Below are 25,410 nucleotides of genomic sequence, written 5' to 3' on the forward strand. Positions count from 1 at the left end.
GCCTCCGCTCGTCCCCCCACCCCGACCCGACAGGAGCACCTGCATGCGTCACGTCACCCTCGGAACCCTCGACGTCGGCCGACTCGGTCTCGGCTGCATGGGCATGAGCGCCTTCTACTCCGGTGCCGCCGCCGACGACGCCGCGTCGACCGCCACGATCCACCGCGCCGTCGAACTCGGCGTCACGTTCTTCGACACCGCCGAGATCTACGGCCCCTACACGAACGAGGAACTCGTCGGCGCGGCCCTCCGCGAGCACCGCGACGAGGTCGTCATCGCCACGAAGGGCGGCAACATCCGGCACCGCGGCGACGGCCAGCGCGGCACGGACGGCAGCCCCGAGAACATCCGCATCGCCGTCGAGGGCTCGCTGCAGCGCCTCGGCACCGACCACATCGACCTCTACTACCAGCACCGCATGGACCCGGACACCCCGATCGAGGACACGGTCGGCGCGTTCGCGGAGCTCATCGAGCAGGGCAAGATCCTGCACTACGGCCTGTCCGAGGCGGCGCCCGAGCGGATCCGAGCCGCGCACGCCGTGCACCCGGTCACCGCCGTGCAGTCGGAGTACTCGCTGTGGACGCGGGACCCGGAGGAGGCCGTCATCCCCGTCCTCCGCGAACTCGGCATCGGCTTCGTGCCGTACTCGCCGCTCGGCCGCGGGTTCCTCACCGGCGCGCTCCGCGACCCCTCGAAGCTCGACGCCGACGACTTCCGTCGGAACAACCCGCGGTTCCAGGGCGAGGCGCTCCAGCAGAACCTGGCGATCGTCGACGAGGTCGAGCGCATCGCCCGCGAGGTCGACGCGACCCCGGCGCAGATCGCGCTCGCGTGGGTGCTCGCCAAGGGTGACGACATGGCGCCCATCCCCGGGACGAAGCGCATCGAGCGGCTCGAGGAGAACCTCGCGGCCGACGACCTCGTGCTGACGCCCGAGCAGATGGCCGCGCTCGACCGGCTCGAGCCGGCCGCGGGCGACCGCTACCCGGACATGTCGGGCCTCAACATCTGAGGACGCGCGCCCCGACGGACGGACGCGGGCAGCGCCTCCTGGCAGTGGGAATGCCGGGAGGCGCTGCCCGCTTATACACTCCGGTGCGGATTCCGGTCAACTACGGACTGGACAGCACCGAAACCGGCGACCTATGATAGAGGTTCGCGCTCCCTGGCATCGGTGTCGTCATATTGCGGTCGACCAAGGCCCCCTGGTGCAGCGCTCCGGCTCTACCCCGTATATGGCGGCGGGGGTGACGGAGCAGCTCGCCTGATCATCCCACACCGACTCATCGGACCCCGGTCCGACACGGTGCGGGGTGCCCACCCGGGGTCGCCGAGCGATCAGTCCATCCACCTACATACTGCCCGTCAGTATCGGCCCGACGGGGCCATCCGGAGGTTACCCCCTTGGCTGCTGCGCCCAACGCATCCACCAACTCACCCAAGAACGGCCGCGCTCACCAGCGGCTCTCGTTCGCCAAGATCAAGGACACGCTCACCGTCCCCGATCTCCTCGCCCTCCAGACCGAGAGCTTCGACTGGCTCGTCGGCAACGACACCTGGAAGGCCCGCCTCGCCGAGGGGCAGGAGCAGGGTCGCACGGACCTCGCGCTCCACTCCGGGCTCGAGGAGATCTTCGAGGAGATCTCCCCGATCGAGGACCTGGGCGAGACCATGCAGCTCTCGTTCACGGCCCCCGAGCTCGAGGACCCCAAGTACTCGATCGACGAGTGCAAGGAGCGCGGCAAGACCTACGCCGCGCCGCTGTACGTCAACGCCGAGTTCATGAACCACATGACCGGTGAGATCAAGACGCAGACCGTGTTCATGGGCGACTTCCCGCTCATGACCGAGCGCGGCACGTTCATCATCAACGGCACCGAGCGCGTCGTCGTCTCGCAGCTCGTCCGTTCGCCCGGTGTGTACTTCGAGCGCGCCCAGGAGAAGACGTCCGACAAGGACATCTACTCCGCTCGCGTCATCCCGTCGCGCGGTGCCTGGCTCGAGTTCGAGATCGACAAGCGCGACCAGGTCGGTGTCCGCATCGACCGCAAGCGCAAGCAGTCCGTCACGGTCTTCCTCAAGGCGCTCGGCCTGACGAGCGAGGAGATCCTCGACGAGTTCAAGGGCTTCGCGTCGATCGAGGCCACCCTCGAGAAGGACGCCATCCTCACCAAGGAGGAGGCGCTCAAGGACATCTACCGCAAGCTCCGTCCGGGCGAGCAGGTCGCTGCCGAGGCCGCGCGTGCGCTCCTCGACAACTTCTACTTCAATCCGAAGCGGTACGACCTCGCCAAGGTGGGTCGCTACAAGATCAACCGCAAGCTCGGCATCGACGCGCCGCTGTCCGACTCGGTCCTGACCGTCGCCGACATCGTCGCGACCATCAAGTACCTCGTCGCGCTCCACGCCGAGCAGAAGACGCTGAACGGCGTCCGCGACGGCGAGCCGGTCCAGCTCCGCCTCGACGTCGACGACATCGACCACTTCGGCAACCGTCGCATCCGCGCCGTCGGCGAGCTCATCCAGAACCAGGTCCGCACCGGTCTGTCCCGCATGGAGCGCGTCGTCCGCGAGCGCATGACCACGCAGGACATCGAGGCGATCACGCCGCAGACCCTGATCAACGTCCGCCCCGTCGTGGCCGCGATCAAGGAGTTCTTCGGGACCAGCCAGCTGTCGCAGTTCATGGACCAGAACAACCCGCTCGCGGGCCTGACGCACAAGCGTCGTCTGTCGGCCCTCGGTCCGGGTGGTCTGTCGCGTGAGCGTGCCGGCGTCGAGGTCCGCGACGTCCACCCGTCGCACTACGGCCGCATGTGCCCGATCGAGACCCCCGAAGGCCCGAACATCGGCCTCATCGGTTCGCTCGCCTCGTTCGCCCGGATCAACTCCTTCGGGTTCATCGAGACGCCGTACCGCCGAGTGGTCAACGGTCAGGTCACGACGAACATCGACTACCTCACCGCCTCGGAAGAGGACGACTACGTCGTCGCCCAGGCGAACGCCCCGCTGACGAGCGACTTCAACTTCGTCGACGACAAGGTGCTCGTCCGCAAGAAGGGCGGCGAGGTCGAGCTCGTCGACAAGGCCGAGGTCGACTACATGGACGTCTCGCCGCGCCAGATGGTGTCGGTCGCGACCTCGCTCATCCCGTTCCTCGAGCACGACGACGCGAACCGCGCCCTCATGGGTGCGAACATGCAGCGCCAGGCCGTGCCGCTCCTCCGCTCCGAGTCGCCGCTCGTCGGCACCGGCATGGAGGGCTACACCGCGATCGACGCCGGTGACGTCGTCACCGCCGACGCCGCTGGTGTCGTGTCCGAGGTCTCGGCCGACGCGGTCACCGTCCAGCTCGACGAGGGCGGGACGCAGACCTACTACCTGCGCAAGTTCGACCGCTCGAACCAGGGCACGAGCTACAACCACCGCGTGATCGTCAACGCCGGTGAGCGCATCGAGGCCGGCGAGGTCATCGCCGACGGCCCCGCGACGGAGAACGGCGAGCTCGCGCTCGGCAAGAACCTCCTCGTCGCGTTCATGCCGTGGGAGGGCTACAACTACGAGGACGCGATGATCCTGTCGCAGAACCTCGTGAAGGACGACGTCCTCTCCTCGATCCACATCGAGGAGTACGAGGTCGACGCCCGCGACACCAAGCTGGGCAAGGAGGAGATCACCCGCGACCTGCCGAACGTCAGCCCGGACCTCCTGGCCGACCTCGACGAGCGCGGCATCATCCGCATCGGTGCCGAGGTCCGCCCCGGCGACATCCTGGTCGGCAAGGTCACGCCGAAGGGCGAGACCGAGCTCAGCGCCGAGGAGCGCCTGCTCCGCGCGATCTTCAACGAGAAGTCGCGCGAGGTCCGTGACACCTCGCTCAAGGTGCCGCACGGTGAAGAGGGCACGATCATCGGCGTCAAGGTGTTCGACGCGCAGGACGGCGACGACGAGCTCGGCTCGGGCGTCAACCAGCGCGTGGTCGTCTACATCGCCCAGAAGCGCAAGATCACCGCGGGTGACAAGCTCGCCGGCCGCCACGGGAACAAGGGCGTCATCTCGACGATCCTCCCGGTCGAGGACATGCCGTTCCTCGCCGACGGCACGCCGGTCGACATCGTCCTCAACCCGCTCGGCGTCCCCGGCCGCATGAACTTCGGCCAGGTCCTCGAGATCCACCTCGGGTGGCTCGCCAAGCAGGGCTGGAACGTCGAGGGCATCCAGGAGTGGGCCGAGAACCTGCCGGAGGCCGCGCGCACCGCGGCTCCGGGCACGAAGGTCGCGACCCCGGTGTTCGACGGCGCGGCGGAGCGCGAGATCGAGGGACTCCTCGACTCGACCCTCCCGAACCGCGACGGCGAGCGGCTGATCGGCTCCTCGGGCAAGGCGCAGCTCTTCGACGGTCGCTCCGGCGAGCCGTTCCCGGAGCCCGTCTCGGTCGGCTACATGTACATCCTGAAGCTGCACCACCTGGTGGACGACAAGATCCACGCCCGCTCGACCGGTCCGTACTCGATGATCACGCAGCAGCCGCTGGGTGGGAAGGCGCAGTTCGGCGGTCAGCGCTTCGGCGAGATGGAGGTCTGGGCCCTCGAGGCCTACGGCGCCGCGTACGCCCTCCAGGAGCTCCTCACGATCAAGTCCGACGACATCCTCGGCCGCGTCAAGGTGTACGAGGCGATCGTCAAGGGCGAGAACATCCAGGAGCCCGGCATCCCGGAGAGCTTCAAGGTCCTCATGAAGGAGATGCAGTCGCTCTGCCTGAACGTCGAGGTCCTCTCGGCCGACGGCACCGCGGTCAGCCTCCGCGACACGGACGACGAGGTCTTCCGCGCCGCTGAAGAGCTCGGCATCAACATCTCCTCGCGGTTCGAGTCGTCCACGATCGACGACATCTGATCCCGCCCGACACACGTCAGATCCAGCAAGAGAGAAGAACATTGCTCGAAGCAACTTCCTTTGACGCACTGCGGATCGGCCTCGCCACGGCCGACGACATCCGTCAGTGGTCGTACGGCGAGGTCAAGAAGCCGGAGACCATCAACTACCGCACCCTCAAGCCGGAGAAGGACGGTCTGTTCGGCGAGCAGATCTTCGGTCCGTCCCGCGACTGGGAGTGCGCCTGCGGCAAGTACAAGCGCGTCCGGTTCAAGGGCATCGTCTGCGAGCGCTGCGGTGTCGAGGTCACCAAGTCCTCGGTCCGCCGTGACCGCATGGGCCACATCGAGCTCGCCGCGCCCGTCACGCACATCTGGTACTTCAAGGGCGTCCCGTCGCGCCTCGGGTACCTGCTCGACATGGCGCCGAAGGACCTCGAGAAGGTCATCTACTTCGCGGCGTACATGATCATCGACATCGACGAGGAGGGCCGTCACGCCGACATGCCCGGCCTCGAGAACGAGATGCGCCTCGAGATCAAGAACCTCGAGAACCAGCGCGACTCGATCATCGCCGACCGCCTCAAGAAGCTCGAGGACGACCTCGCGGCGCTCGAGGAAGAGGGCGCCAAGAGCGACCAGAAGCGTCGCACCAAGGACGGCGCCGAGAAGGAGATGTCACAGGTCCGCAAGTCCTTCGACGAGGACATCACGCGCCTCGAGCGGGTGTGGGAGGACTTCCGCAACCTCAAGGTCGGCGACCTCAAGCCCGAGGACGCCGTGTTCCACGAGCTCCAGGACCGGTACGGGATCTACTTCGACGCCTACATGGGCGCCGAGGCGATCAAGCTCCGGCTCGAGGGCTTCGACCTGAACGCCGAGGCCGAGGCGCTGCACCTGCAGATCGCCGAGGGCAAGGGCCAGAAGAAGATCCGCGCGATCAAGCGTCTCCGCGTCGTGAACTCCTTCCTCATCACCGGCAACTCGCCGGCGGCGATGGTCCTCGACGTCGTGCCGGTGATCCCGCCGGAGCTGCGCCCGATGGTGCAGCTCGACGGTGGCCGCTTCGCCACGAGTGACCTCAACGACCTCTACCGTCGTGTGATCAACCGCAACAACCGTCTCCGCCGCCTGCTCGACCTCGGTGCCCCCGAGATCATCGTGAACAACGAGAAGCGCATGCTGCAGGAGGCCGTGGACGCGCTGTTCGACAACGGTCGCCGTGGTCGTCCGGTCACGGGTACCGGCAACCGCGCCCTCAAGTCCCTGAGCGACATGCTCAAGGGCAAGCAGGGTCGCTTCCGCCAGAACCTGCTCGGCAAGCGCGTCGACTACTCCGGTCGTTCGGTCATCATCGTGGGCCCGCAGCTCAAGCTCCACCAGTGCGGTCTCCCGAAGCAGATGGCGCTCGAGCTGTTCAAGCCGTTCGTCATCAAGCGCCTGATCGACCTGTCGCACGCACAGAACATCAAGGCCGCCAAGCGCATGGTCGAGCGGTCGCGCGCGCAGGTGTGGGACGTCCTCGAGGAGATCATCCGCGAGCGCCCCGTGCTGCTCAACCGTGCGCCCACGCTGCACCGCCTCGGGATCCAGGCCTTCGAGCCGCAGCTCGTCGAGGGCAAGGCGATCCAGCTCCACCCGCTCGTGTGTGCCGCGTTCAACGCGGACTTCGACGGTGACCAGATGGCCGTGCACCTGCCGCTGTCGGTCGAGGCCCAGGCCGAGGCCCGCATCCTGATGCTCGCCTCGAACAACATCCTCAAGCCGTCGGACGGCCGCCCGGTGACCCTGCCCGCGCAGGACATGATCATCGGTCTGCACCACCTGACGACCGTCACCGAGGGTGCCGTCGGCGAGGGCCGCGCGTTCTCGTCCGTCGCCGAGGCGATCCTCGCGAAGGACCAGGGCTCGCTGCACCTCAACGCGCTCGTGAAGATCCGCATGTCGGACCTCCACTTCGCCGAGGGCGAGGCCCCCGAGGGCTTCGAGGCCGGTCAGCCGTTCATCCTCGAGACGACCCTCGGTCGCGCGCTCTTCAACGAGACCCTCCCGGCGGACTACCCGTTCGTCCAGAAGGTCGCGGACAAGGGCACGCTGTCGTCGATCGTCAACGACCTCGCGGAGCGGTACCCCAAGGTCGAGGTCGCTGCGGCGCTCGACCGGATCAAGGACGCCGGCTTCTACTGGGGCACCCGCTCGGGCGTCACGGTGGCGCTGTCGGACGTCGTGACCCCGCCCCGCAAGAAGGAGATCATCGCCGGCTACGAGACGCAGGCGGCGAAGGTCCAGGGCGAGTTCGACAAGGGTCTGATCACCGACGCCGAGCGTCGCGCGGACCTGATCAAGATCTGGACCGAAGCCACGAACGAGATCGCGCAGGAGATGCGCGACAACTTCCCGAAGGACAACACCATCAACCGCATGGTGTCCTCGGGTGCTCGTGGTAACTGGCTCCAGGTCCGGAACATCGCCGGTATGCGTGGTCTGGTGAACAACCCGAAGGGCGAGATCATCGCCCGCCCGATCATCAACTCCTACCGGGAGGGCCTGACCGTGGCGGAGTACTTCATCGCCACGCACGGTGCCCGCAAGGGCCTCGCCGACACCGCGCTCCGCACGGCGGACTCCGGGTACCTCACCCGTCGTCTCGTCGACGTGTCGCAGGACGTCATCATCCGTGAGGACGACTGCGGGACGACGCGTGGGCTCGAGCTGCCGATCGCGACCAAGGACGCGGACGGCACGATGCACCGCGACGCCACGGTCGAGAACACCGTGTACTCCCGCACGCTCGCGACCGCGGTCACGGACGAGCAGGGCACGGTCCTCGCCGACGCCGGTGAGGACGTCGGTGACGTCCTCATCGACAAGCTCGTCGCGGCGGGTGTCGAGAGCATCAAGGTGCGCTCGGTCCTGACGTGCGAGTCGGCGGTCGGCGTCTGCGCGAAGTGCTACGGCCGCTCGCTCGCCACGGGCAACCTGGTGGACATCGGCGAGGCCGTCGGCATCATCGCGGCCCAGTCGATCGGCGAGCCCGGCACGCAGCTCACGATGCGCACGTTCCACACGGGTGGTTCGGCGTCGGCGGACGACATCACGCAGGGTCTGCCCCGCGTGACGGAGCTCTTCGAGGCCCGCACCCCGAAGGGTGCGTCGCCCATCGCGGAGGCCGCCGGTCGCGTGACGATCGAGGACACGGACAAGCAGCGTCGGGTCATCCTGACGCCGGACAACGGTGACGAGCCGTTCGTCTACCCGGTGCTCAAGCGTGCGACCCTCCTCGTCGAGGACGGCCAGCACGTCGAGCTCGGCGAGCAGTTCATCGCCGGCACGGTCGACCCGAAGGAAGTCCTCCGGGTCAAGGGTGTCCGCGAGGTGCAGAAGCACCTGGTGGGCGGCGTGCAGGACGTGTACCGCTCGCAGGGTGTGCCGATCCACGACAAGCACATCGAGGTCATCGTCCGCCAGATGCTCCGCAAGGTGACGGTCGTCGACCACGCCGACACCGAGCTGCTCCCGGGTGAGCTCGTCGACCGTTCGCGGTACAACGAGATCAACCGTGCGGCGCTCCAGGAGGGCAAGAAGACCGCTTCCGCCCGCCAGGAGGTCATGGGCATCACCAAGGCGTCCCTCGCGACCGAGTCGTGGCTGTCCGCCGCGTCCTTCCAGGAGACCACCCGCGTCCTGACGCAGGCGGCCATGGAGGGCAAGCAGGACCAGCTCGTCGGTCTCAAGGAGAACGTCATCATCGGCAAGCTCATCCCCGCGGGGACGGGCCTCAGCCGGTACCGGAACGTGGACGTCCAGGCCACCGAGGAAGCCAAGGCGGAGCGGTACCCCAACCGCATCTTCGCCGACGACTCCTCGTTCTCGGACGCCGACCTGAGCTTCGTCGACTTCGACAGCTTCTCGTCGGACGACTTCACGCCGGGTACCTACAACTGAGTCAGGTGACCACGAAGGGCCCCGCACCGATCATCGGTGCGGGGCCCTTCCGCGTTCCCCCCCGTTCCTCCCGCGGCATCCTGGAACGGGAACAGGGGGGGGGCGGCCGGGAGGGACGGGGGCGGCCGCCCCGTGCCTCCCGACCGGCGTCAGCCCTTGCCGGGCGCGCGACCGGCGTCGCTGTCGCGCCCGGACTCGTCACGACCGGTCTCGTCGATGAGCGAGTAGAGGCTCAACTCGTTGCCGTCGGGATCGCGGAAGTCGAAGTACTCGACGGCGCCGGGGACCCGGGCGATCGGGCCGACGTCGATGCCGAGGGCACCGATCCGCGCGTGCTGGGCCGCGACGTCATCGACGCCGAACCGGACGGCCACGCACTGCTCCTCGGCGTGCTCGTCCTCGTACAGCTGGATCCAGATGCCGCTGACCTCGTACTCGGCGACGCCGTCGGCGGGCTCGAGGTCGGGCTCGGCGCGCTCGAACACCGCGCCGTACCAGAGGCACGACGCCTCGATGTCGGTGACGGGGAGCCCGACGGTCACGCTCGTGATGTCCATGGTCCATCTTGCGACACCGGCGCTGTGCCCGTCGAGATCCCCGCCGCGCCGGACGGACGGTTCCTGGGAGACTGGCGGCATGAGCACGAGCACCTCCCTCGCCGAGCGGGTGACCGCTCCGGCGGCCCTGTCGCTGCCCACGTCGATCGCCGGGCTGTCGTTCCGGCCGCTCGAGCAGCGTGACCTCGAGGCCGTGCACCAGCTCATCGTCGCCGCTGCCGCGGTCGACGCCCCGACGTGGCGGCCCTCCCGAGGCGAGATCGCCCACTGGTTCTCCACAAGTGGCGTCGATCCGCAGCGGGACGGCCTCGTCGGCGTCGATGCTGGTGGGCATGTCATGGCTGCAGCGCTCGACCTCGCGGTCCCCGGACGCGAGACCATGCTCCGCGTCCTGCTCCTCGGCGCCGTGCACCCCGACGTCCGCGGGCAGGGGATCGGCCGGCGCCTCCTCGCCTGGCAACTCGGTCGCGGTCGGCAGCTCCTCGCGGCCTCGGAGCTCACGGTGCCGGGCATGCTCGAACTCGCCGCGGCCGAGGGCTCGGGACCGCTGCGCCTCGCCGCCCGCGCCGGTCTCGTGCCGCTCCGGTACTGGCTCGAGCTCGAACGTGACCTCGCCGATCCGATCCTCGAGCGCGCCGTCCCGGACGGGTTCGTGCTCCGGCCGTCCGTCGAGTCCGACGTCGAGGCGATCCGCATCGCCCGGAACGACGCCTTCCGCGACCACTGGGGATCGCAGTCGACCCCGGCCGAGGACTGGGCGCGTCGGTTCCACGAGGACACCTTCCGCTTCGACCTCTCGTACGTCGTCGTCGACGGGTCGGGAGTCGTGGTCGCGTTCTCGGTCACCGAGGTCGATCCCGACGCCTTCGCGGCCCGGGGTGGATCGCACGCCTACGTCGACTACGTGGGGGTCGTGCGCGACCACCGAGGGCGGGGACTCGCCCCGCTCGTGCTCGGCGCGACCATGCGGGCAGCCCAGCGGGCCGGCCTCGACCACGTCGTGCTCGACGTCGACGCGGAGAACCCCTCCGGGGCGCTCGGCCTCTACGAGCGGATGGGGTTCGTACGGGCGCGCACGACCGTCAGCCACGCAGCGCTGTTCTGATCCAGCGCGGTCCCCCCTCTTTCTGGGACTGCGCCCGGATCATGCGCACGAATTAGCGTGGGTCAACGTCCGAGAACGCGGCGTCCCGGGTCCGATCCGCATCGCGTTCCGGCCGCATCGACGAGGTCTCGGTCATCCCTGCCGTGCCGCGTCCCCTGATCGTGCGAGAACAAGGAGGTGAGGAGCGCCATGGCGACCCTCTCGGAGATCCTCATCCTCAACGGCGCGCTGCCGATCGAGCACCTCGACACCCTCACCGGCGACGAGCAGGTGGACGAGCGGGCGATCCGGTCCCTCGTCGACCAGGGCGTCGTGAGCGAGGCCCAGTTCGTCACGGCTCGTGCGGCGTCGAACAACTCGAAGTCCGTGCCGCTCACCGACTACCCCGTCGACGGCACCGCGGTGTCCATGCTCCCGGCCGCCCTGTGTCGTCGGCACGGGATCCTCGGCGTCGGGTTCGAGGGCGAGGCCCTCGTCCTCGCGATGGTGAACCCCGCGAACGTGCTCGCCCTCGACGACGCCCGTGCCGCGTCCGGTCGGGTCATCAAGCCGCTGCAGGTGGACGAGCGCGACATGGTCGCCGCACTCGACCGGTACCTCCGTGCGGACGACGAACTCAACGACCTGACCTCCTCGCTCGAGGAGGAAGCTGGTGTGCACCACGACGAGCAGGTCGACATCGGCGACGGCGGCCTCGACGACGTCCCGATCGTCCGGTTCGTGAACCTGCTCGTGTCGCAGGCGATCCAGGACCACGCGTCCGACATCCACATCGAGCCCGGCGAGCATGACGTCCGGGTCCGCTACCGCATCGACGGCGTGCTGCACGAGATGACGCCGGCGCCGAAGAACATCCAGAACGGTGTCATCAGCCGGCTCAAGATCATGAGCGACATCGACATCGCCGAGCGACGGAAGCCGCAGGACGGCCGCATGTCCGTGCGGCACGGCGGCCGGCAGATCGACCTCCGCGTCGCGACGCTCCCCACCGTGTGGGGCGAGAAGGTCGTCATGCGGATCCTCGACAACTCGAACACCTCGATGTCCCTGCGCGACCTCAACCTGCTCGAGCGCAACGCCGAGGCGTACAAGCGCTCCTACTCCAAGCCGTACGGCATGATCCTCGTCACGGGCCCGACGGGTTCCGGTAAGTCGACCACGCTGTACACGACGTTGAACGCCGTCGCGAAGCCCGAGATCAACGTCATCACCGTCGAGGACCCGGTGGAGTACCGGATGCCGGGCGTCAACCAGGTGCAGGTCAACCCGAAGGCGGGCCTGACGTTCGCCTCGGCGCTGCGGAGCATCCTCCGGTCCGACCCCGACGTGGTCCTGCTCGGTGAGATCCGCGACCACGAGACGGCCCAGATCGCCATCGAGGCGTCGCTCACCGGTCACCTCGTGCTCTCGACCCTCCACACGAACGACGCCCCGAGCGCGGTCACCCGCCTCACCGAGATGGGCATCGAGCCGTTCCTCGTCGGCTCTGCCCTCGACTGCGTCGTCGCGCAGCGCCTCGCCCGCAAGCTCTGCGACCGCTGCAAGGCACCGGCGAACCACACCGTGGAGCGACTCCGGGACCTCCGCTTCATCGACGACGTGGCGCAGCCCCTGCCGACCGTGTACGCACCGGTCGGCTGCGCGGTGTGCTCGAACACCGGGTACCGCGGCCGCATCGCCCTGCACGAGGTCATGACGGTCTCCGAGGAGATCGAGCGCCTCGCCGTCTCCCGCAGCTCGAGCGTGGAGATCAGCCGGGTCGCCCAGGCCCAGGGCATGCTCACCCTCCGCCAGGACGGCTGGGAGAAGGTCAAGCTCGGCCTCACCAGCGTCGAGGAGATCCTGCGCGTCGTCGCGTAGCCCAGAGAACGGACGAACAGGTCATCGCATGAGTGATTCGGTCTACGACCTCGGTGCCGGCTCGGACGAGCCCGTCGCCGGATGGCACCCCGGCTCCGCGGGCAACGTCGTCGGTGGACGGCGCGCGGCGCGGCTCGCGGAGACCGGCCAGCAGCCGGTCGTCGCGGGCACCGGGCGTGTGTTCGACCTGTCGGACGATGCTGCGTGGGCCGCGGCGAACACGGCGTCGGTGTCGTCCCCGTACTCGGAGCCGGTGTACGCCTCACCCGACGGCAGCGTCCCGGCGACACCGCCGGCACCGCAGTACCCCGTCGCCTCCTCCGTCGCGTACGCCGCTCCGTCCGAGGTCGCGACCGCCCAGGTGCCGGTACAACCCGCCCCGCCGACCACGGTCCTCCCGACCCCTGCGTTCGTGCCGGCGCCCGCCGCGCACGTCGCCGCGGCGGTCCCCACCGACGACGACGCGGTCGTCATCGAGTACACGCGACACGCGCGTGAGGTCGCCGACCCGGACCTCGTCGTCGCCCTGTCGCAGGTCGTGTACCAGGGCGCGTCGGACCTCCACGTCACCGCGGACGCGGCACCGACCGTGCGCGTCGACGGTTCGCTCCGTCCCGCCGTGCCGGGAGGCCCGTGGTCGCGCGACAAGGTCATCAACGCGCTCACGACACTGCTCAGCCCGGAGCAGCTGCGGCAGTTCGAGTCGGAGCAGGAACTCGACTTCGCGTACTCGCTGTCGACCGAGTCGCGGTTCCGCGTGAACTTCTACCAGCAGCGCGGGAACTGGGGCGCGGCCTTCCGCATCATCCCCACCAGGATCAAGAGCCTCAAGCAGCTGGGCATCCCGGAGCACATCGGCGAGTTCGCCAAGTTGCCCCGTGGGCTCGTGCTCGTCACCGGCCCGACGGGGTCCGGCAAGTCGACGACCCTCGCGGCGCTCATCGACCTCGTCAACGAGACCCGCGCCGACCACATCGTGACGGTCGAGGACCCGATCGAGTTCATGCACGAGCACAAGAAGGCGATCATCAACCAGCGCGAGGTCGGGGCCGACACCCGCTCGTTCGCGCAGGCGCTCAAGCACGTGCTCCGCCAGGACCCGGACGTCATCCTCATCGGCGAGCTCCGCGACCTCGAGACCATCTCGGTCGCGCTCACCGCGGCCGAGACCGGCCACCTGGTGTTCGCGACCCTGCACACGCAGAGTGCGCCCGGCACCATCGACCGTGTCATCGACGTCTTCCCGCCGCACCAGCAGGGGCAGATCCGGACCCAGCTCGCCGCGACCCTGCAGGGTGTCGTCTGCCAGACCCTCGTGCCCAAGGCGAACGGCTCGGGCCGCGTCGTGGCGACCGAGGTCATGGTGACCACGCCCGCCATCGCGAACCTCGTGCGTGAGGGCAAGACGTACCAGATCGTCTCGGCCATGCAGGCCGGCGGTGACGCCGGCATGCACACGATGGACCAGGACCTCGCCGAACTCGTCAACGTGGGCACCATCACGCGCCGGGCCGCGCTCGAGAAGGTGCACGACGAAGAGGGCTTCGGTCGCCTCGTCCAGCGCGTCGAGTCGCCGTCCGACTCGTCCGCCGCCGCCATCGCCGCGAGCGAGATCGACTTCGGCGACAAGTACTCGGGAGGCTACTGATGACCCTGGCGTTCGACTACCGCGGGCGTGACACCGCAGGCAAGCTCGTCAAGGGCAAGCTCGACGCCGCGAGTGAGGGTGCCGCCGTCGCGAGGCTCCGCACCATGGGCATCTCGCCGATCGCGCTCGACGAGGCCAAGCCGGGCACGGGCCTCCAGGCCGAGATCAAGATCCCGGGGTTCCAGAAGGGCGTCGGGCTCAAGGACCTCGCCATCATGGCGCGTCAGGCGTCCACCATGCTCTCGTCCGGCCTGTCGCTGCTCCGCGCACTGACGATCCTGGCCGACCAGACCGAGTCGAAGAAGCTCAAGGAGATCCTCGGCAAGGTCCGCGACGAGGTCGAGCAGGGCGTCTCGTTCTCGGACGCCGTGTCGAAGTACCCCGTCGAGTTCCCGCCGATCATGATCAACATGATCCGTGCGGGTGAGACCGGCGGGTTCCTCGACCAGGCGATGGACTCGATCGCGATGAACTTCGAGAAGGAGCACAAGCTCCGCTCGACGATCAAGTCCGCGATGACCTACCCGACCGTCGTGCTGATCATGTCGCTGGCCAGCGTCGTGATCATGCTCATCTTCATCGTGCCGATCTTCCAGAACATGTTCGCGAGTCTCGGCGGCAAGCTCCCGTTGCCGACGATGATGCTCGTGTACGCATCGCATGCCATGGTCTGGCTTGGGCCGGTCCTGGCGGTGCTGATCATCGTCGGATGGCTCTGGTACCGCGCCAACAAGAACACCGACCGGGTGCGTGGGTTCCTCGACCCGATCCGGCTCAAGTTGCCGGTGTTCGGGCAATTGAGCACCAAGATCGTGATCGCCCGGTTCGCCCGCAATTTCGCGAACATGATCGGCGCCGGCGTGCCCATCCTGCAAGCGTTGAAGATCGTCGGCGAAGTGTCGAACAACTTCGTGGTGGAAAAGGCCCTGGACCGCGTCGCCGAATCCGTCCGAAAAGGTGAATCGATCGCCGCTCCACTGGCGCGGGAGAGTGTCTTTCCGCAAATGGTGAGTCAAATGGTCGCGGTCGGCGAGGACGCCGGTTCCATGGAGGTCATGCTCGAGAAGATCGCGGTGTTCTACGACGCCGAGGTCGAGTCGACCACCGAAGCCCTGACCTCCTTGATCGAGCCGCTGCTCATCGCGTTCCTCGGCGTCGTGGTCGGCGGGATGATCGTCGCGCTGTACCTGCCGATCTTCCAGATCACCACGCTCATCCACTGAATCTGACCGGAATGCCCCCGTGCGGGGGGTGGTTCGCCCGCGAACTGCCCCCGTTTCTGGGGGCATTTCGCTTGCCCGATCACCCCCGTTCTCGGGATTCTCCCGAGCGAGTGCCCTGAATACGCTGGTCTCCGGCGGCGAGCACACGCCGGATCCAATTCTCCCCTCACATTCCCGAAAGAATGGAAATCTCATGTACTTCCGCCTCATGGGCAAGCTCAACGCTCGCCGGCAGAACCTGCTCGAGGAGAACGAGAAGGGCTTCACCCTGATCGAGCTCCTCGTCGTCGTGATCATCATCGGCATCCTCGCCGCGATCGCGATTCCGGTGTACCTCGGCGTGCAGAAGAACGCGCAGGACAGTGCCACGCAGTCCGACGTGTCGAACGCGAAGACGGCGGTCGTGAGCATTCAGACCGACATGGGCGTCGCCCCTGCTCCGGCCACGCTCGTGACGAGTGGTGCCGTGTCGAGCACCCCTCCCGCTGCTCCCAGCGGAAGCACCGCCACCACCACGCAGAGCTGGTCGAGCGCGGGTGTCACCGGGTCCTCGAACACCACCTCGTTGAAGCTCGTCTCGTCGAGCGGTAGCTCGTTCTGCATCATCGGCCAGAGCGTCAACAGCACCTACTTCTACGCAACTGACTCGAAGGGTGTGACCAAGGCCAGCGGCGCCATCACCGCCTGCCCGTAAGCAGTGCCGATCGAGCCCGTGCGGACTGCTCGTCCGCACGGGCTCGACTTGCTCTCCCGCCCCACCGCATCAGCTCTTCCCGGAAGGACGAGGCAATGCTGCGACACATGCGCCGCGCCCTCGACCGCGCGCTGACCGGCCGCGAGGAGGGCTTCACGGTCATCGAGGTCATGGTCGCGATGATGGTCTTCGCGATCATCAGCGTGGGCCTCGCCTACGGCATCACGAACTCCCTGCAGACCACGCAAGCGAGCCGCGGCCGGGACATGGCCGTGTCGCTCGCGTCGCAGGACATCGACACGATGCGACAGACCGCCGCGGCGACGACGAACGGCATCTTCAGCGTCCTGAGCGCCTCCACCACCAAGAGCATCGGCGGTGTCACGTACACGGTCGCGCGCACTGCCAACTGGGTCCAGAGTGACGGTGCCACCGGAGCCTGCGGATCGAGCAACGGCACGTTGGCGTACAAGAGCGTCGCCGAGACGGTCAGCTGGAACAACCCGCATGGCCCCGGCAAGCTGTCGACGACCGTGACCTCGGCCATCGCGCCGTCCGACGCTGTCACCGATCCCGGTGATGGAACGATCATCGTCTCCGTCAGGGACGCTGCTGGCGCGGCGAATGCGGGCGTCAGCGTGTCGGCGGCGCCCGTGAGCGGGGGAACCGGCGCGGCGATCACCACCGCCCCCACCACGACCGACGCGGCGGGCTGCTGGTACGCAACGGACGTGCAGCCGGGCACGTACACCCTGACCGCGAGCACGACCGGGGGGATCGATTCCAACCAGGCTGCGACGTCCACCTGGACCATCCCCGTCATCGCAGGCGCGAGTGCGTATCAACCGATCTCGTACGACCAAGCCGCGACGATCCCCGTCAACTACGCGCAGACGTACAGCGCGACCATGGCGACGAACATGACGACGACCCTGTCGAGCAACTCCGGCGGCCTCGACACGATGACCCCGTGGTCAACCAGCGCCACCGTGACGTCGTCGACGAAGGTGTCGATGAACGTCTTCCCCTTCTCCGACGGCTACCAGATGTACGGGGGGACGTTCAACAGCAGCTCGGGTGCGAGCAGCTGCATCGACACCAACCCGACGAAGTGGACGACCCCGACCTCGGCAGGCGCCGTCGGGACCAGTGTGCCGGTGCCGGTCGTCAGCGTCAGCCCAGGGCAGACCGTGTCGCCTCCGCAGAACGTGGCACTCGGCGTCATCCAGGTGTCGGTCGCGAGCGGCTCGTACCTCAGGGCGACGACGGCGTCGAGAACCACCGCCGACGATCCCGGGTGCTCGGCCGGCATGACGCTGAACTTCCCGAAGACCACGAGTTCGACCGCAACGCTCGCGTTGCCCTTCGGGACCTGGTCGATCTCCACGACATCGGGAGCGTCCGGTGCTGTGACCGGCACCGTCGCTGGCGCGAACATCAAGAACGTCACGCCCGGTTCGGTCACCGGCAACACCGTGCTCGTCGACCCGCGAGGACAGACGAAGTGATCGGCGACATCCGGCAGCTCCACCGCGGTCAGCGCGGCATCAGCCTGATCGAGCTCATCGTCGCCATGTCCGTCTCGATGATCGTCCTCACCGCGGTCGGCGGCTTCTTCGCCGCATCGCTGCACGCGAGCAAGACGGGCAGCACGGCCGAGACGAACACGCGGCAGGCGTCCAACGTCATGAACGCGCTGACCCAGTACATCCACGCCGCGACGGTCCTGCCGAAGCCGGACGGCACGTACGCGAACGCGATCACCACCGCAACGGCGACAGACCTCGCCTTCTACTCGTACGTCAACCTGACGAACGGCACGGTGGACCAGCCGGAGTACGTCGAGTTCAAGATCGACACCGCGACGGGCAACCTGATCGAGAAGCAGTGGGACGGCTCGGCCGATGCCAAGGGCTACTACAGCTTCACGACCACCGGCGCGGCCGCACGGACGGTCACGCTGGGAGGTCCCATCGCGTCGCCGACGAGCGACGGCACGGACCTCTTCACGTACCTCGACGCGAGCGGTGCGAAGATCGCGAGTCCGATGGCGAACCCCAGTGCGGTCCGCGCGATCCAGGTGAACCTCGAGCTCGGCTCCACCAAGGCCGGCACCGCCTCGAACACCCATATCCAGAACACCCTGTACCTGTTCAACGTCGGGTACAGCACGAGCACTGCGAGCCCGGCACCATGATGAACCGCATCGTCCGCGTGATGCGGAGCGTCGACCGCGGTGACGAGCAGGGGTTCGTCCTCGCCAACGTCATCATCTTCGGCATGATCGTCACGATGATCGTCGCCGCGATGGTCGCGCTCTCGACGGCCGGGTCGCTCAAGTCCGGGAACGACCGCAACTACCAGAACGCGGCGGCGGCAGCGTACGCGGGGCTCGCGGACTACCAGGCGAAGATCTCGAACGACAACGGCTACGCGACGTACGGCAACAAGGACGCGCAGTTCAGCAAGGACAGCGGCTCGGTGTTCCAGGGCGACAACGGCAACGTCGCGTTCACGAGCAGCGGTTCGACGTGGGCTCCGGTGGTCGGAACGACCGACGAGTTCTTCCGCTACGAGGTCGACAACTCGAAGTACGCGTCGCAGGGCTTCCTCCGTGTTCGGGTGACGGGCAAGAGCGGGACGAAGACCCGGTCGCTCGTGGCGGACCTCCGCGGCGACGGCTTCATCAACTACCTGTACTTCACGCAGTACGAGTCAGCGGACAACGACATCACGGGCGACAACTGCACGAACGACTACCAGTGGCAGGCGACGAGCAGGACCTGCGACCCCGTGCAGTTCGCCAGTGGCGACGTGCTCAACGGTGCCATCCGCTCCGACGACGACTTCACCGCCTGCGGGTCGACCTTCAACTCCTCCGTCGAGGACCACAGCGGCAAGGTCCTCGCGCCGAGCGGTTGCACGACGAAGCCGAAGTACAACGGCGGCCAGCCGAGTGCAGCCGCCTACCTCGGCTTGCCGTCCCTCAACACGAACATGGCCCAGGAGGCCCGCACGGACCTGCCGACGACCGTGCCGCGCCCCGGGTGCTTGTACACCGGACCCACGAAGGTGCAGTTCAACAGTGGTGGCACCATGACGATCTGGTCCCCGTGGACGCGGTTCACGCAGGTGACCGCGACGAGCCACTCCTCGGACACGGCGGCAGCGGATGCACTCTGTGGCAGCAGCGCCGCGCTCCAGAGCGCGAGCGGTGCGACGATCCCGACGCTCCCGACGAACCTCATGTACGTGCAGGGCGTGCCCACCACGAAGTCCGACCCGAACTACTGGGGCTCGTCGTACCCCCAGCGCTACACCAACACCTACTGCACGACCAAGGTGACCGTCAGTGGCAACTCGGTCAGCTACAGCGACAACCAGACGTTCAGCAACGGGGTCGGCTACCCGACGTCGAACGAGTGGATCGGCACCGACTCGACACCCGGGACGGCGTCCTCCGTCTACAGCTGCACCGCGGGCGACGTCTTCGTCAGCGGCACGTTCTCGGGGCACATGACGATCGCGTCGGCGGGCACGGTCTGGGTGACCGGTGACATCACCTACACCGACCCGAACGACGACATCCTCGGCCTGGTCGGGCAGAACGCGGTCGAGGTCTACAACCCGATGACGTGCTGGAACTACCAGTCGGTCTACTACCAGGGCTACGGCAACTACGTCACGTGCCGCAACGTCCAGCTCGTCCGATCCGCTGGCGCCAACCTGACGATCGACGCGGCCATCGCCAGCAACAACGGCACGTTCTACGTGCAGAACTACGACCAGGGGAGCGCGCTCGGCACCCTGACGGTGAAGGGCTCGATCGCCCAGAAGTACCGCGGCACGGTCGCGACCTCGAACAGCGGCAACGGCAAGGTGAGCACCGGCTTCACGAAGAACTACATCTACGACAACCGGCTGCTCACGACCGCGCCGCCGAAGTTCCTGCAGCCCGTGTCGACGTCCTACGGCGTTACCACGCAGGTCGAGGTCCAGCCGGCCTACAACCCGGACGGCTCGTGCGCGACGACTGGGGGGAAGTGCCGATGACGACCGCGCTCGACCTCGGCCCGCTCGTCGCGACCCTCGGCGGGGTGTTCGGGCTGCTCATCGGCTCGTTCCTCAACGTCGTCGTGTACCGGGTGCCGGCGCACGTGTCGATCGTGTCGCCGCCGAGCGCGTGCCCGCGGTGCGACCATCCGATCCGCGGGTACGACAACGTCCCGGTGCTCTCGTGGCTCGTGTTGCGCGGCAGGTGTCGCGACTGCGGCGCGCCCATCTCGTCGCGGTACCCACTCGTCGAGCTCGCCACGGGCCTCCTGTTCGTCGTGGTGGCGCTCCGGTTCTGGCCGGCGACCACCGCGGGGGACCGGGTGCTCGCCGCGCACGTCGTCCTGCTGCTGGCGTTCCTCTACCTCATGGCGATCAGCGTGGCCCTGGCTCTGATCGACGTCGACACGCACACGTTGCCGAACGCCATCACCTACCCGTCGTCCGTCGTGCTCGCGGTGCTCCTGGCCGGTGCATCGGCACTGTCGGGCGACTGGGCAGCGTTCGTGCGGGGCGTCATCGGTGCCGCTGCGCTCGGGGTCCTGTACCTCGTGCTCGCCATCGCGGTGCCCGGCGGCATGGGGCTCGGCGACGTCAAACTCGCCGGGATCCTGGGCCTCGCGCTCGCGTACCTCGGATGGGGACCCCTCGCAGTGGGTGCTTTCGGCGCCTTCCTCGTCGGGGGTATCTTCGCGCTCGTCCTCGTCGCCGCGCGCCGAGCGAAGTGGCGCGGAGGGATCCCCTTCGGCCCGTCCATGCTCACCGGAGCCTGGATCGGCGTCCTCGTCGGCGCGCCCGCGTCGCACGCCTACCTGCACCTCATCGGTCTGGCCTGAGCGCCGCCCCCTACGGAGAACACACCCATGGCGAAGAGCATCGTCGGCCTGGACATCGCGGCCGCCTCGATCCGCGCGGTCGAGGTCGCCTCGGCCGACCGCGGCCGTCCGACCGTCGTCCGGTTCGCCGAGGTCCCCACGCCGGAAGGATCGGTGAGCCGGGGTGAGGTCCTCGAGGCGAACACGGTGGCCGGCGCGTTGAAGCAGTTGTGGTCCCTCGGCAAGTTCCGCTCCCGGGACGTCGTGCTCGGCATGGGGAACCAGCGTGTGCTGTCGCGTGACCTGACCGTGCCGCTCGCGCCCATCGAGCAGATCCGCGAGTCGTTGCCGTTCCAGGTCCAGGACATGCTTCCCGTGCCGGTCATCGACGCGATCCTCGACTTCTACCCGACGTCCGAGGGGATGGGGGAGAACGGACCGGTCGTCCGGGGTCTGCTCATCGCCGCGATCAAGGACGCCGTGCTGGCGAACGTCAAAGCGGTGCAACTCGCGGGCCTGAACCCGGCGGGCGTCGACCTGATCCCGTTCGCCTTGACCCGCGCACTCGTCTCACGACCGGGTCTGGTCGGGACGGTGGCGCTCATCGAGATCGGGGCCGACACGACGAGCGTCGTCATCGCGACGGACGGCGTGCCGCAGTTCGTGCGCATCATCCCAGCGGGCGGTGCCGACGTCACACGCGCCCTCAGCGGACAGCTCGACATCGCGGCGGACGATGCCGAGGCCGTCAAGCGCCATCTCGGGATCGCGGCCGTCGCCCAGACCGCGGACGACCGTCGCGCGATCGCGGTCACGCACGAGACGATCACCGAGGTCCTCGCGAGCCTCCGCAACACGATCAACTACTTCGTCAACACCCACCCGGACCAACCCGTCGGCCACATCCTCATCGCAGGCGGAGGCGCGCGGATGCGCGGCTTCCGGGAGGCACTCGCCGACTACACCCGGATCCCCGTGTCGTACGGGCAGGCGTTCGGCGGAGTGGCGCTCGCCGGATCGATCTCGGAGCAGGACGTCGCAGAGCGCGGCGACGCGATCACGGTGGCCTTCGGGCTCGCCGTCGGAAGCAGGGCAGCATGAGCAAGGTCGAGGCGGACATCCGCAAGGAGCAGAAGCAGCGCACCTCGGTGATCGGCGGCGCCAAGGCGCCGCGCACCGGCAAGCAGTCCCGGGTCAAGGGCGGTACCGCGACGACGGGAGGCTCGGCGGCGCCGGCGACGCGGGCGGCGGTCGCGTCCTCCCTCGTCGGCCGAGAGCCCCGTGTCGACCTCCTGCCCACCGAGGTGCACCTCGACCGACGCGAGCGCGCGGTCGCGCGACGCGCGTGGCTCGGTGTCGTCGTGCTCGCCGTCGTGGTGCTGCTCGTCGCGGGCGGAGCGACGGTCGATGCCATCCGGTCGCGAACCGATCTCGCGACCGCTCAGAACGAGACGACCTCACTCCTCCTCGAGCAGCAGAAGTACGCCGAGGTCCGCACGCTCGAGGGGCAGATCGCACTGCTCGAAGCGGGTCAGACCGTCGGCGGATCGACCGAGATCGACTGGTCCTCGATGCTCGGGAACCTCGCGTCGTACCTCCCGAGCGGCGTCACGATCACGAGCATGACGATCACGTCGGCCAACGCGACGGTGCCGTTCGCACAGAGCACGTCGCCGCTCGACGCGTCGCGGGTCGCGGCCATCCAGGTCTCGGTGTCGAGCACGTCCGTGCCGTCGGTACCGGACTGGACCGACCGACTCTCGAAGCTCAAGGGCTACGTCGACTCGTCGATCGCGTCCATCGACCGCGCGTCCGACGGCGACGCGTACACGGCGTCCATCTCGGTCGACCTGGACGAGAAGGCCTACGACGGCAAGTACACGGGGAGCAACCGATGAACAAGCACAAGCTCTCACTCGTCCTCGCGGGCGTCGCCGCGCTCGTGATCATCGTCGGTGGCTGGTTCCTCGGGGTGCAGCCGCAGCTCGCGACCGCGTCCGCGAACGACCTCCAGCGCGAGAGCATCGACGAGACGAACGCCTCGAACCGTGCGGAGCTGACGCGCCTCGAGGAGCAGTACCAGAAGCTCGGCACGATGAAGACGACGTTCGCCGATCTCCAGGAATCGGTCCCTGCGAAGGCCGACACCACGGGCTTCACGCGTGAGATCAACACCGCCGCGACCACGAGCGGCGTCGGGATCTCCTCGGTGCAGTTCGACACCCCGGTCGCGTACGCGCCATCGGCCGCCGCCGGGGCCGGTGCCACCACGACGGGCACGAGCACCGGTTCGCCGACGGCCAGCGCGTCGGCCACCCCGTCACCGAGCGCGACGGCGACGGCGGCCCCCGCGGCCGCACCAGCGGCGACGCCCGCCCCTGGCGGCCCCACGACCGACTCGTCGATCACGAGTGCGGACTTCACGGTCGTCCCCGTGACGGTCGCGGTGACGGGTTCGTACCAGCAGGCGCTCGCTTTCACCAAGGCCCTGCAGAACGGGTCCCGCCTGTTCCTCGTCGACACCGTCTCACAGTCCCTCTCGGACTCCTCGAGCGGCGGGTCCGGCGGGCAGAACTGGTCGCTCGGTGGAGAGATCTACGTCCTCAAGGCGTCGTCCGCGTCCTCGTCGTCGACCGATGCCACCTCGACACAGGCGGCTGGGTGAACCGAGCGGCGGCCTGACCTCCCCTCGCCCCCGGCACTACGCTCGTCCCATGTCCCGGTGGCTCCTCGCGACGATGACGACGGTGCTGTTCTTCGCGCTCGTCATCGCGGTCACGGGGTTCGAGAGCCTGTTCTCCGGCCTCGAGGTCATCCGCCAACCCGACGCCACCCCGTACCTCGGCCCGGCGATGGTGACGGGCGTCGCGATCGTGGTGTTCGCAGGCACGGCGGTGGGCGCGCGGAGCGGCAGTCCGGCGATGTCCGGGCTGGTGTGTGCGGCCACGGCGTACCTCGTCATGCTCGGCGTCGGGTCGGTCGGCTACGCGTTGGTCCACGGTGACGCCGCGCAGCTCGTGGTGTTCCCCGCCGGCTACGCGCTCGGCCCCTTCGTCGTGGGCACGGTCGTCATCGCGCTCGTGGTCGTGATCGCGGCGGTGCTCCTGGCCCGCCACGAGGACCGCCGCCGGCAGGAGGGCGGGCCCGGCCTCGGTACCGGGCGGTCGTGACGACCGAGGAGGCCGACGACGCCGCCCACACCGTCCCTCCCGTCCCGGTTCCCGGTGCCATGACGGCCGCTCCGGTCGGCCTCGCCCGGGAGCGCTCGTTCTCGGCAACGTTCGCGAGTCCGGCCGGACCGGGCATCGCGAGTGCGTGTCCGGTCGCGTTCCCCGCGGACGGTGTCGTCACGGGCTGCACGAACGCGGGAGCGGTGTGCCGACCGACGGTGACGAACGGCACCGACGCGGGCACGGCCTCCTGAGCGGGATTGACCGCCTCTGTCACGCCGAGTAATCTTGTTCCGGTGTGCGCCGACAGCGGCGTGCCCGGAAGTCCGAACGCTCACGGAGCGGTACAGGACATGTCCGTCCCAGGCGGTACCGCGAGAGCGGTCGCCCGCCGTGGTCCGACGTTGGAATCGTCGGCCCGGTGTCGGGGTTGTACGGGAAGCGACACGGATCACCGTGTCGGGCGCCGTCCGGCCGCGGGACGAGGAAGCCGACGGATCACGTCGGCCAGGGAATCGAGCAGGAACCAGGAGCAGCAGTTGCCTACGATTCAGCAGCTGGTTCGCAAGGGCCGCGCGCCGAAGGTCGTCAAGACCAAGGCGCCCGCCCTCAAGGCGAACCCCCAGCAGCGTGGTGTGTGCACCCGCGTCTACACCACCACCCCGAAGAAGCCGAACTCGGCACTGCGCAAGGTCGCTCGTGTCAAGCTCTCGAACGGCACCGAGGTCACCGCGTACATCCCCGGTGAGGGCCACAACCTCCAGGAGCACTCGATGGTGCTCGTCCGTGGTGGTCGTGTGAAGGACCTCCCCGGTGTCCGCTACAAGATCGTCCGTGGTGCGCTCGACACCCAGGCCGTCAAGAACCGTAAGCAGGCCCGCAGCCGCTACGGCGCGAAGAAGGGTTGAGATAGATGCCTCGTAAGGGACCCGCCCCCAAGCGCCCCGTCGTCGCCGATCCGGTCTACGGCGCTCCGGTCGTCAGCCAGCTCGTCAACAAGATCCTGCTCGACGGCAAGAAGGGCCTCGCCGAGCGCATCGTCTACGGTGCACTCGAAGGCGTGGCCGCCAAGAACCAGCAGGACGCCGTCGCGACGCTCAAGAAGGCCCTCGACAACGTCCGCCCGACCCTCGAGGTCCGCAGCCGCCGCGTCGGTGGTTCCACCTACCAGGTGCCGGTCGAGGTCAAGCCGCACCGTGCGAACACGCTCGCGCTCCGCTGGCTCACCTCGTACGCCAAGGCCCGTCGCGAGAAGACGATGACCGAGCGTCTCATGAACGAGATCCTCGACGCGTCGAACGGTCTGGGTGCCGCGGTCAAGCGCCGCGAGGACACCCACAAGATGGCCGAGTCGAACAAGGCCTTCGCGCACTACCGCTGGTAACACTCCCGGCCCCATCGGGGGTGCCGGCGACATGATCCCGGCGCCCCCATGGGCGCTGTCGACTCCCACAACTACTCGG

At 68.2% G+C, this 25,410-nt stretch carries 20 protein-coding genes; 19 read left to right on the forward strand and 1 reads right to left on the reverse strand.

Going from position 1 to position 25,410, the window contains the following annotated elements:
• The first annotated feature begins 43 nt into the window (after positions 1 to 43).
• From DEI92_RS01605 to rpoC, 3 genes are all read left to right on the forward strand, one after another.
• Positions 44 to 1,015 carry an aldo/keto reductase gene (locus DEI92_RS01605; protein ID WP_111009883.1) on the forward strand — a complete coding sequence of 324 codons (972 nt, stop codon included), beginning with the start codon at positions 44 to 46 and terminating at the stop codon, positions 1,013 to 1,015.
• A 392-nt stretch (positions 1,016 to 1,407) separates the two neighbouring features.
• A complete protein-coding gene (rpoB, locus tag DEI92_RS01610; RefSeq protein ID WP_111009882.1) occupies positions 1,408 to 4,899 on the forward strand; it encodes a DNA-directed RNA polymerase subunit beta in 3,492 nt (1,163 codons plus the stop codon).
• Positions 4,900 to 4,940: 41 nt separating this feature from the next.
• On the forward strand, positions 4,941 to 8,822 hold the full coding sequence (gene rpoC, locus DEI92_RS01615; protein ID WP_111012113.1) for a DNA-directed RNA polymerase subunit beta': 3,882 nt from the start codon (positions 4,941 to 4,943) through the stop codon (positions 8,820 to 8,822).
• 149 nt (positions 8,823 to 8,971) lie between these two features.
• Here rpoC and DEI92_RS01620 read toward each other — a convergent pair whose 3' ends face one another.
• Positions 8,972 to 9,379, reverse strand: a complete 408-nt coding sequence (locus DEI92_RS01620) for a VOC family protein (RefSeq protein WP_146249073.1) — start codon at positions 9,377 to 9,379, stop codon at positions 8,972 to 8,974.
• Positions 9,380 to 9,458: 79 nt separating this feature from the next.
• Here DEI92_RS01620 and DEI92_RS01625 point away from each other — a divergent pair, with 79 nt between their 5' ends.
• The 16 genes from DEI92_RS01625 to rpsG all read left to right on the forward strand — a co-directional run bounded on the left by DEI92_RS01625 (position 9,459) and on the right by rpsG (position 25,331).
• Positions 9,459 to 10,484, forward strand: coding sequence for a GNAT family N-acetyltransferase (locus DEI92_RS01625; RefSeq protein ID WP_146249074.1), 1,026 nt, complete (start codon positions 9,459 to 9,461; stop codon positions 10,482 to 10,484).
• A gap of 189 nt (positions 10,485 to 10,673) precedes the next feature.
• Positions 10,674 to 12,344 (forward strand): GspE/PulE family protein, encoded by a 1,671-nt coding sequence (locus tag DEI92_RS01630; RefSeq protein WP_111012116.1) that lies wholly within the window; start codon positions 10,674 to 10,676, stop codon positions 12,342 to 12,344.
• 28 nt (positions 12,345 to 12,372) lie between these two features.
• Entirely contained in the window at positions 12,373 to 13,992 is a 1,620-nt protein-coding gene (locus tag DEI92_RS01635) for a PilT/PilU family type 4a pilus ATPase (protein WP_111012117.1), read from the forward strand.
• Positions 13,992 to 15,215 (forward strand): type II secretion system F family protein, encoded by a 1,224-nt coding sequence (locus DEI92_RS01640; protein ID WP_111012118.1) that lies wholly within the window; start codon positions 13,992 to 13,994, stop codon positions 15,213 to 15,215. The genes DEI92_RS01635 and DEI92_RS01640 overlap by 1 nt, the downstream gene beginning before the upstream one ends.
• 193 nt (positions 15,216 to 15,408) lie before the next feature.
• On the forward strand, positions 15,409 to 15,909 hold the full coding sequence (locus tag DEI92_RS16940) for a type II secretion system protein (protein WP_284183582.1): 501 nt from the start codon (positions 15,409 to 15,411) through the stop codon (positions 15,907 to 15,909).
• Between the two features lie 95 nt (positions 15,910 to 16,004).
• Complete coding sequence (locus DEI92_RS01650) at positions 16,005 to 17,417, forward strand: prepilin-type N-terminal cleavage/methylation domain-containing protein (protein WP_111012119.1); 1,413 nt, start codon at positions 16,005 to 16,007, stop codon at positions 17,415 to 17,417.
• Positions 17,414 to 18,106 carry a PilW family protein gene (locus DEI92_RS16405; protein WP_181434589.1) on the forward strand — a complete coding sequence of 231 codons (693 nt, stop codon included), beginning with the start codon at positions 17,414 to 17,416 and terminating at the stop codon, positions 18,104 to 18,106. Before DEI92_RS01650 ends, DEI92_RS16405 begins: the two co-directional genes overlap by 4 nt.
• Positions 18,103 to 19,962 carry a hypothetical protein gene (locus tag DEI92_RS01660; RefSeq protein WP_111012120.1) on the forward strand — a complete coding sequence of 620 codons (1,860 nt, stop codon included), beginning with the start codon at positions 18,103 to 18,105 and terminating at the stop codon, positions 19,960 to 19,962. Before DEI92_RS16405 ends, DEI92_RS01660 begins: the two co-directional genes overlap by 4 nt.
• Positions 19,959 to 20,798 (forward strand): A24 family peptidase, encoded by an 840-nt coding sequence (locus tag DEI92_RS01665; protein ID WP_111012396.1) that lies wholly within the window; start codon positions 19,959 to 19,961, stop codon positions 20,796 to 20,798. The genes DEI92_RS01660 and DEI92_RS01665 overlap by 4 nt, the downstream gene beginning before the upstream one ends.
• A 27-nt stretch (positions 20,799 to 20,825) precedes the next feature.
• Entirely contained in the window at positions 20,826 to 21,878 is a 1,053-nt protein-coding gene (gene pilM, locus DEI92_RS01670) for a type IV pilus assembly protein PilM (RefSeq protein ID WP_111009871.1), read from the forward strand.
• A complete protein-coding gene (locus DEI92_RS01675; RefSeq protein ID WP_111012121.1) occupies positions 21,875 to 22,675 on the forward strand; it encodes a hypothetical protein in 801 nt (266 codons plus the stop codon). The genes pilM and DEI92_RS01675 overlap by 4 nt, the downstream gene beginning before the upstream one ends.
• A complete protein-coding gene (locus DEI92_RS01680; protein ID WP_111012122.1) occupies positions 22,672 to 23,442 on the forward strand; it encodes a hypothetical protein in 771 nt (256 codons plus the stop codon). Before DEI92_RS01675 ends, DEI92_RS01680 begins: the two co-directional genes overlap by 4 nt.
• A 49-nt stretch (positions 23,443 to 23,491) precedes the next feature.
• Positions 23,492 to 23,947 (forward strand): DUF6121 family protein, encoded by a 456-nt coding sequence (locus DEI92_RS01685; RefSeq protein ID WP_111012123.1) that lies wholly within the window; start codon positions 23,492 to 23,494, stop codon positions 23,945 to 23,947.
• On the forward strand, positions 23,944 to 24,201 hold the full coding sequence (locus DEI92_RS01690; protein ID WP_111012124.1) for a hypothetical protein: 258 nt from the start codon (positions 23,944 to 23,946) through the stop codon (positions 24,199 to 24,201). Before DEI92_RS01685 ends, DEI92_RS01690 begins: the two co-directional genes overlap by 4 nt.
• Before the next feature lie 285 nt (positions 24,202 to 24,486).
• The gene (rpsL, locus tag DEI92_RS01695; protein ID WP_111009864.1) at positions 24,487 to 24,855 is read left to right on the forward strand and encodes a 30S ribosomal protein S12; all 369 of its coding nucleotides are present in this window, start codon (positions 24,487 to 24,489) and stop codon (positions 24,853 to 24,855) included.
• Between the two features lie 5 nt (positions 24,856 to 24,860).
• Positions 24,861 to 25,331 (forward strand): 30S ribosomal protein S7, encoded by a 471-nt coding sequence (gene rpsG / locus DEI92_RS01700; protein WP_111009862.1) that lies wholly within the window; start codon positions 24,861 to 24,863, stop codon positions 25,329 to 25,331.
• Positions 25,332 to 25,410: the final 79 nt, after the last annotated feature.

The sequence above is a fragment of the Curtobacterium sp. MCBD17_034 genome, assembly GCF_003234515.1.
GTDB lineage: Bacteria > Actinomycetota > Actinomycetes > Actinomycetales > Microbacteriaceae > Curtobacterium.

Excerpts from the sequence above, each read along its gene's own strand:
- DEI92_RS01630 (WP_111012116.1), top strand. The coding sequence starts at position 10,674 with ATGGCGACCCTCTCGGAGATCCTCATCCTCAACGGCGCGCTGCCGATC.
- rpsG (WP_111009862.1), top strand. The coding sequence starts at position 24,861 with ATGCCTCGTAAGGGACCCGCCCCCAAGCGCCCCGTCGTCGCCGATCCG.
- DEI92_RS16940 (WP_284183582.1), top strand. The coding sequence starts at position 15,409 with ATGTACTTCCGCCTCATGGGCAAGCTCAACGCTCGCCGGCAGAACCTG.
- DEI92_RS01665 (WP_111012396.1), top strand. The coding sequence starts at position 19,959 with ATGACGACCGCGCTCGACCTCGGCCCGCTCGTCGCGACCCTCGGCGGG.
- DEI92_RS01640 (WP_111012118.1), top strand. The coding sequence starts at position 13,992 with ATGACCCTGGCGTTCGACTACCGCGGGCGTGACACCGCAGGCAAGCTC.
- DEI92_RS01650 (WP_111012119.1), top strand. The coding sequence starts at position 16,005 with ATGCTGCGACACATGCGCCGCGCCCTCGACCGCGCGCTGACCGGCCGC.
- DEI92_RS01680 (WP_111012122.1), top strand. The coding sequence starts at position 22,672 with ATGAACAAGCACAAGCTCTCACTCGTCCTCGCGGGCGTCGCCGCGCTC.
- DEI92_RS01605 (WP_111009883.1), top strand. The coding sequence starts at position 44 with ATGCGTCACGTCACCCTCGGAACCCTCGACGTCGGCCGACTCGGTCTC.
- DEI92_RS01620 (WP_146249073.1), bottom strand. The coding sequence starts at position 9,379 with ATGGACATCACGAGCGTGACCGTCGGGCTCCCCGTCACCGACATCGAG.
- DEI92_RS01685 (WP_111012123.1), top strand. The coding sequence starts at position 23,492 with ATGTCCCGGTGGCTCCTCGCGACGATGACGACGGTGCTGTTCTTCGCG.
- DEI92_RS01660 (WP_111012120.1), top strand. The coding sequence starts at position 18,103 with ATGATGAACCGCATCGTCCGCGTGATGCGGAGCGTCGACCGCGGTGAC.
- DEI92_RS01635 (WP_111012117.1), top strand. The coding sequence starts at position 12,373 with ATGAGTGATTCGGTCTACGACCTCGGTGCCGGCTCGGACGAGCCCGTC.
- DEI92_RS01675 (WP_111012121.1), top strand. The coding sequence starts at position 21,875 with ATGAGCAAGGTCGAGGCGGACATCCGCAAGGAGCAGAAGCAGCGCACC.
- pilM (WP_111009871.1), top strand. The coding sequence starts at position 20,826 with ATGGCGAAGAGCATCGTCGGCCTGGACATCGCGGCCGCCTCGATCCGC.
- DEI92_RS01625 (WP_146249074.1), top strand. The coding sequence starts at position 9,459 with ATGAGCACGAGCACCTCCCTCGCCGAGCGGGTGACCGCTCCGGCGGCC.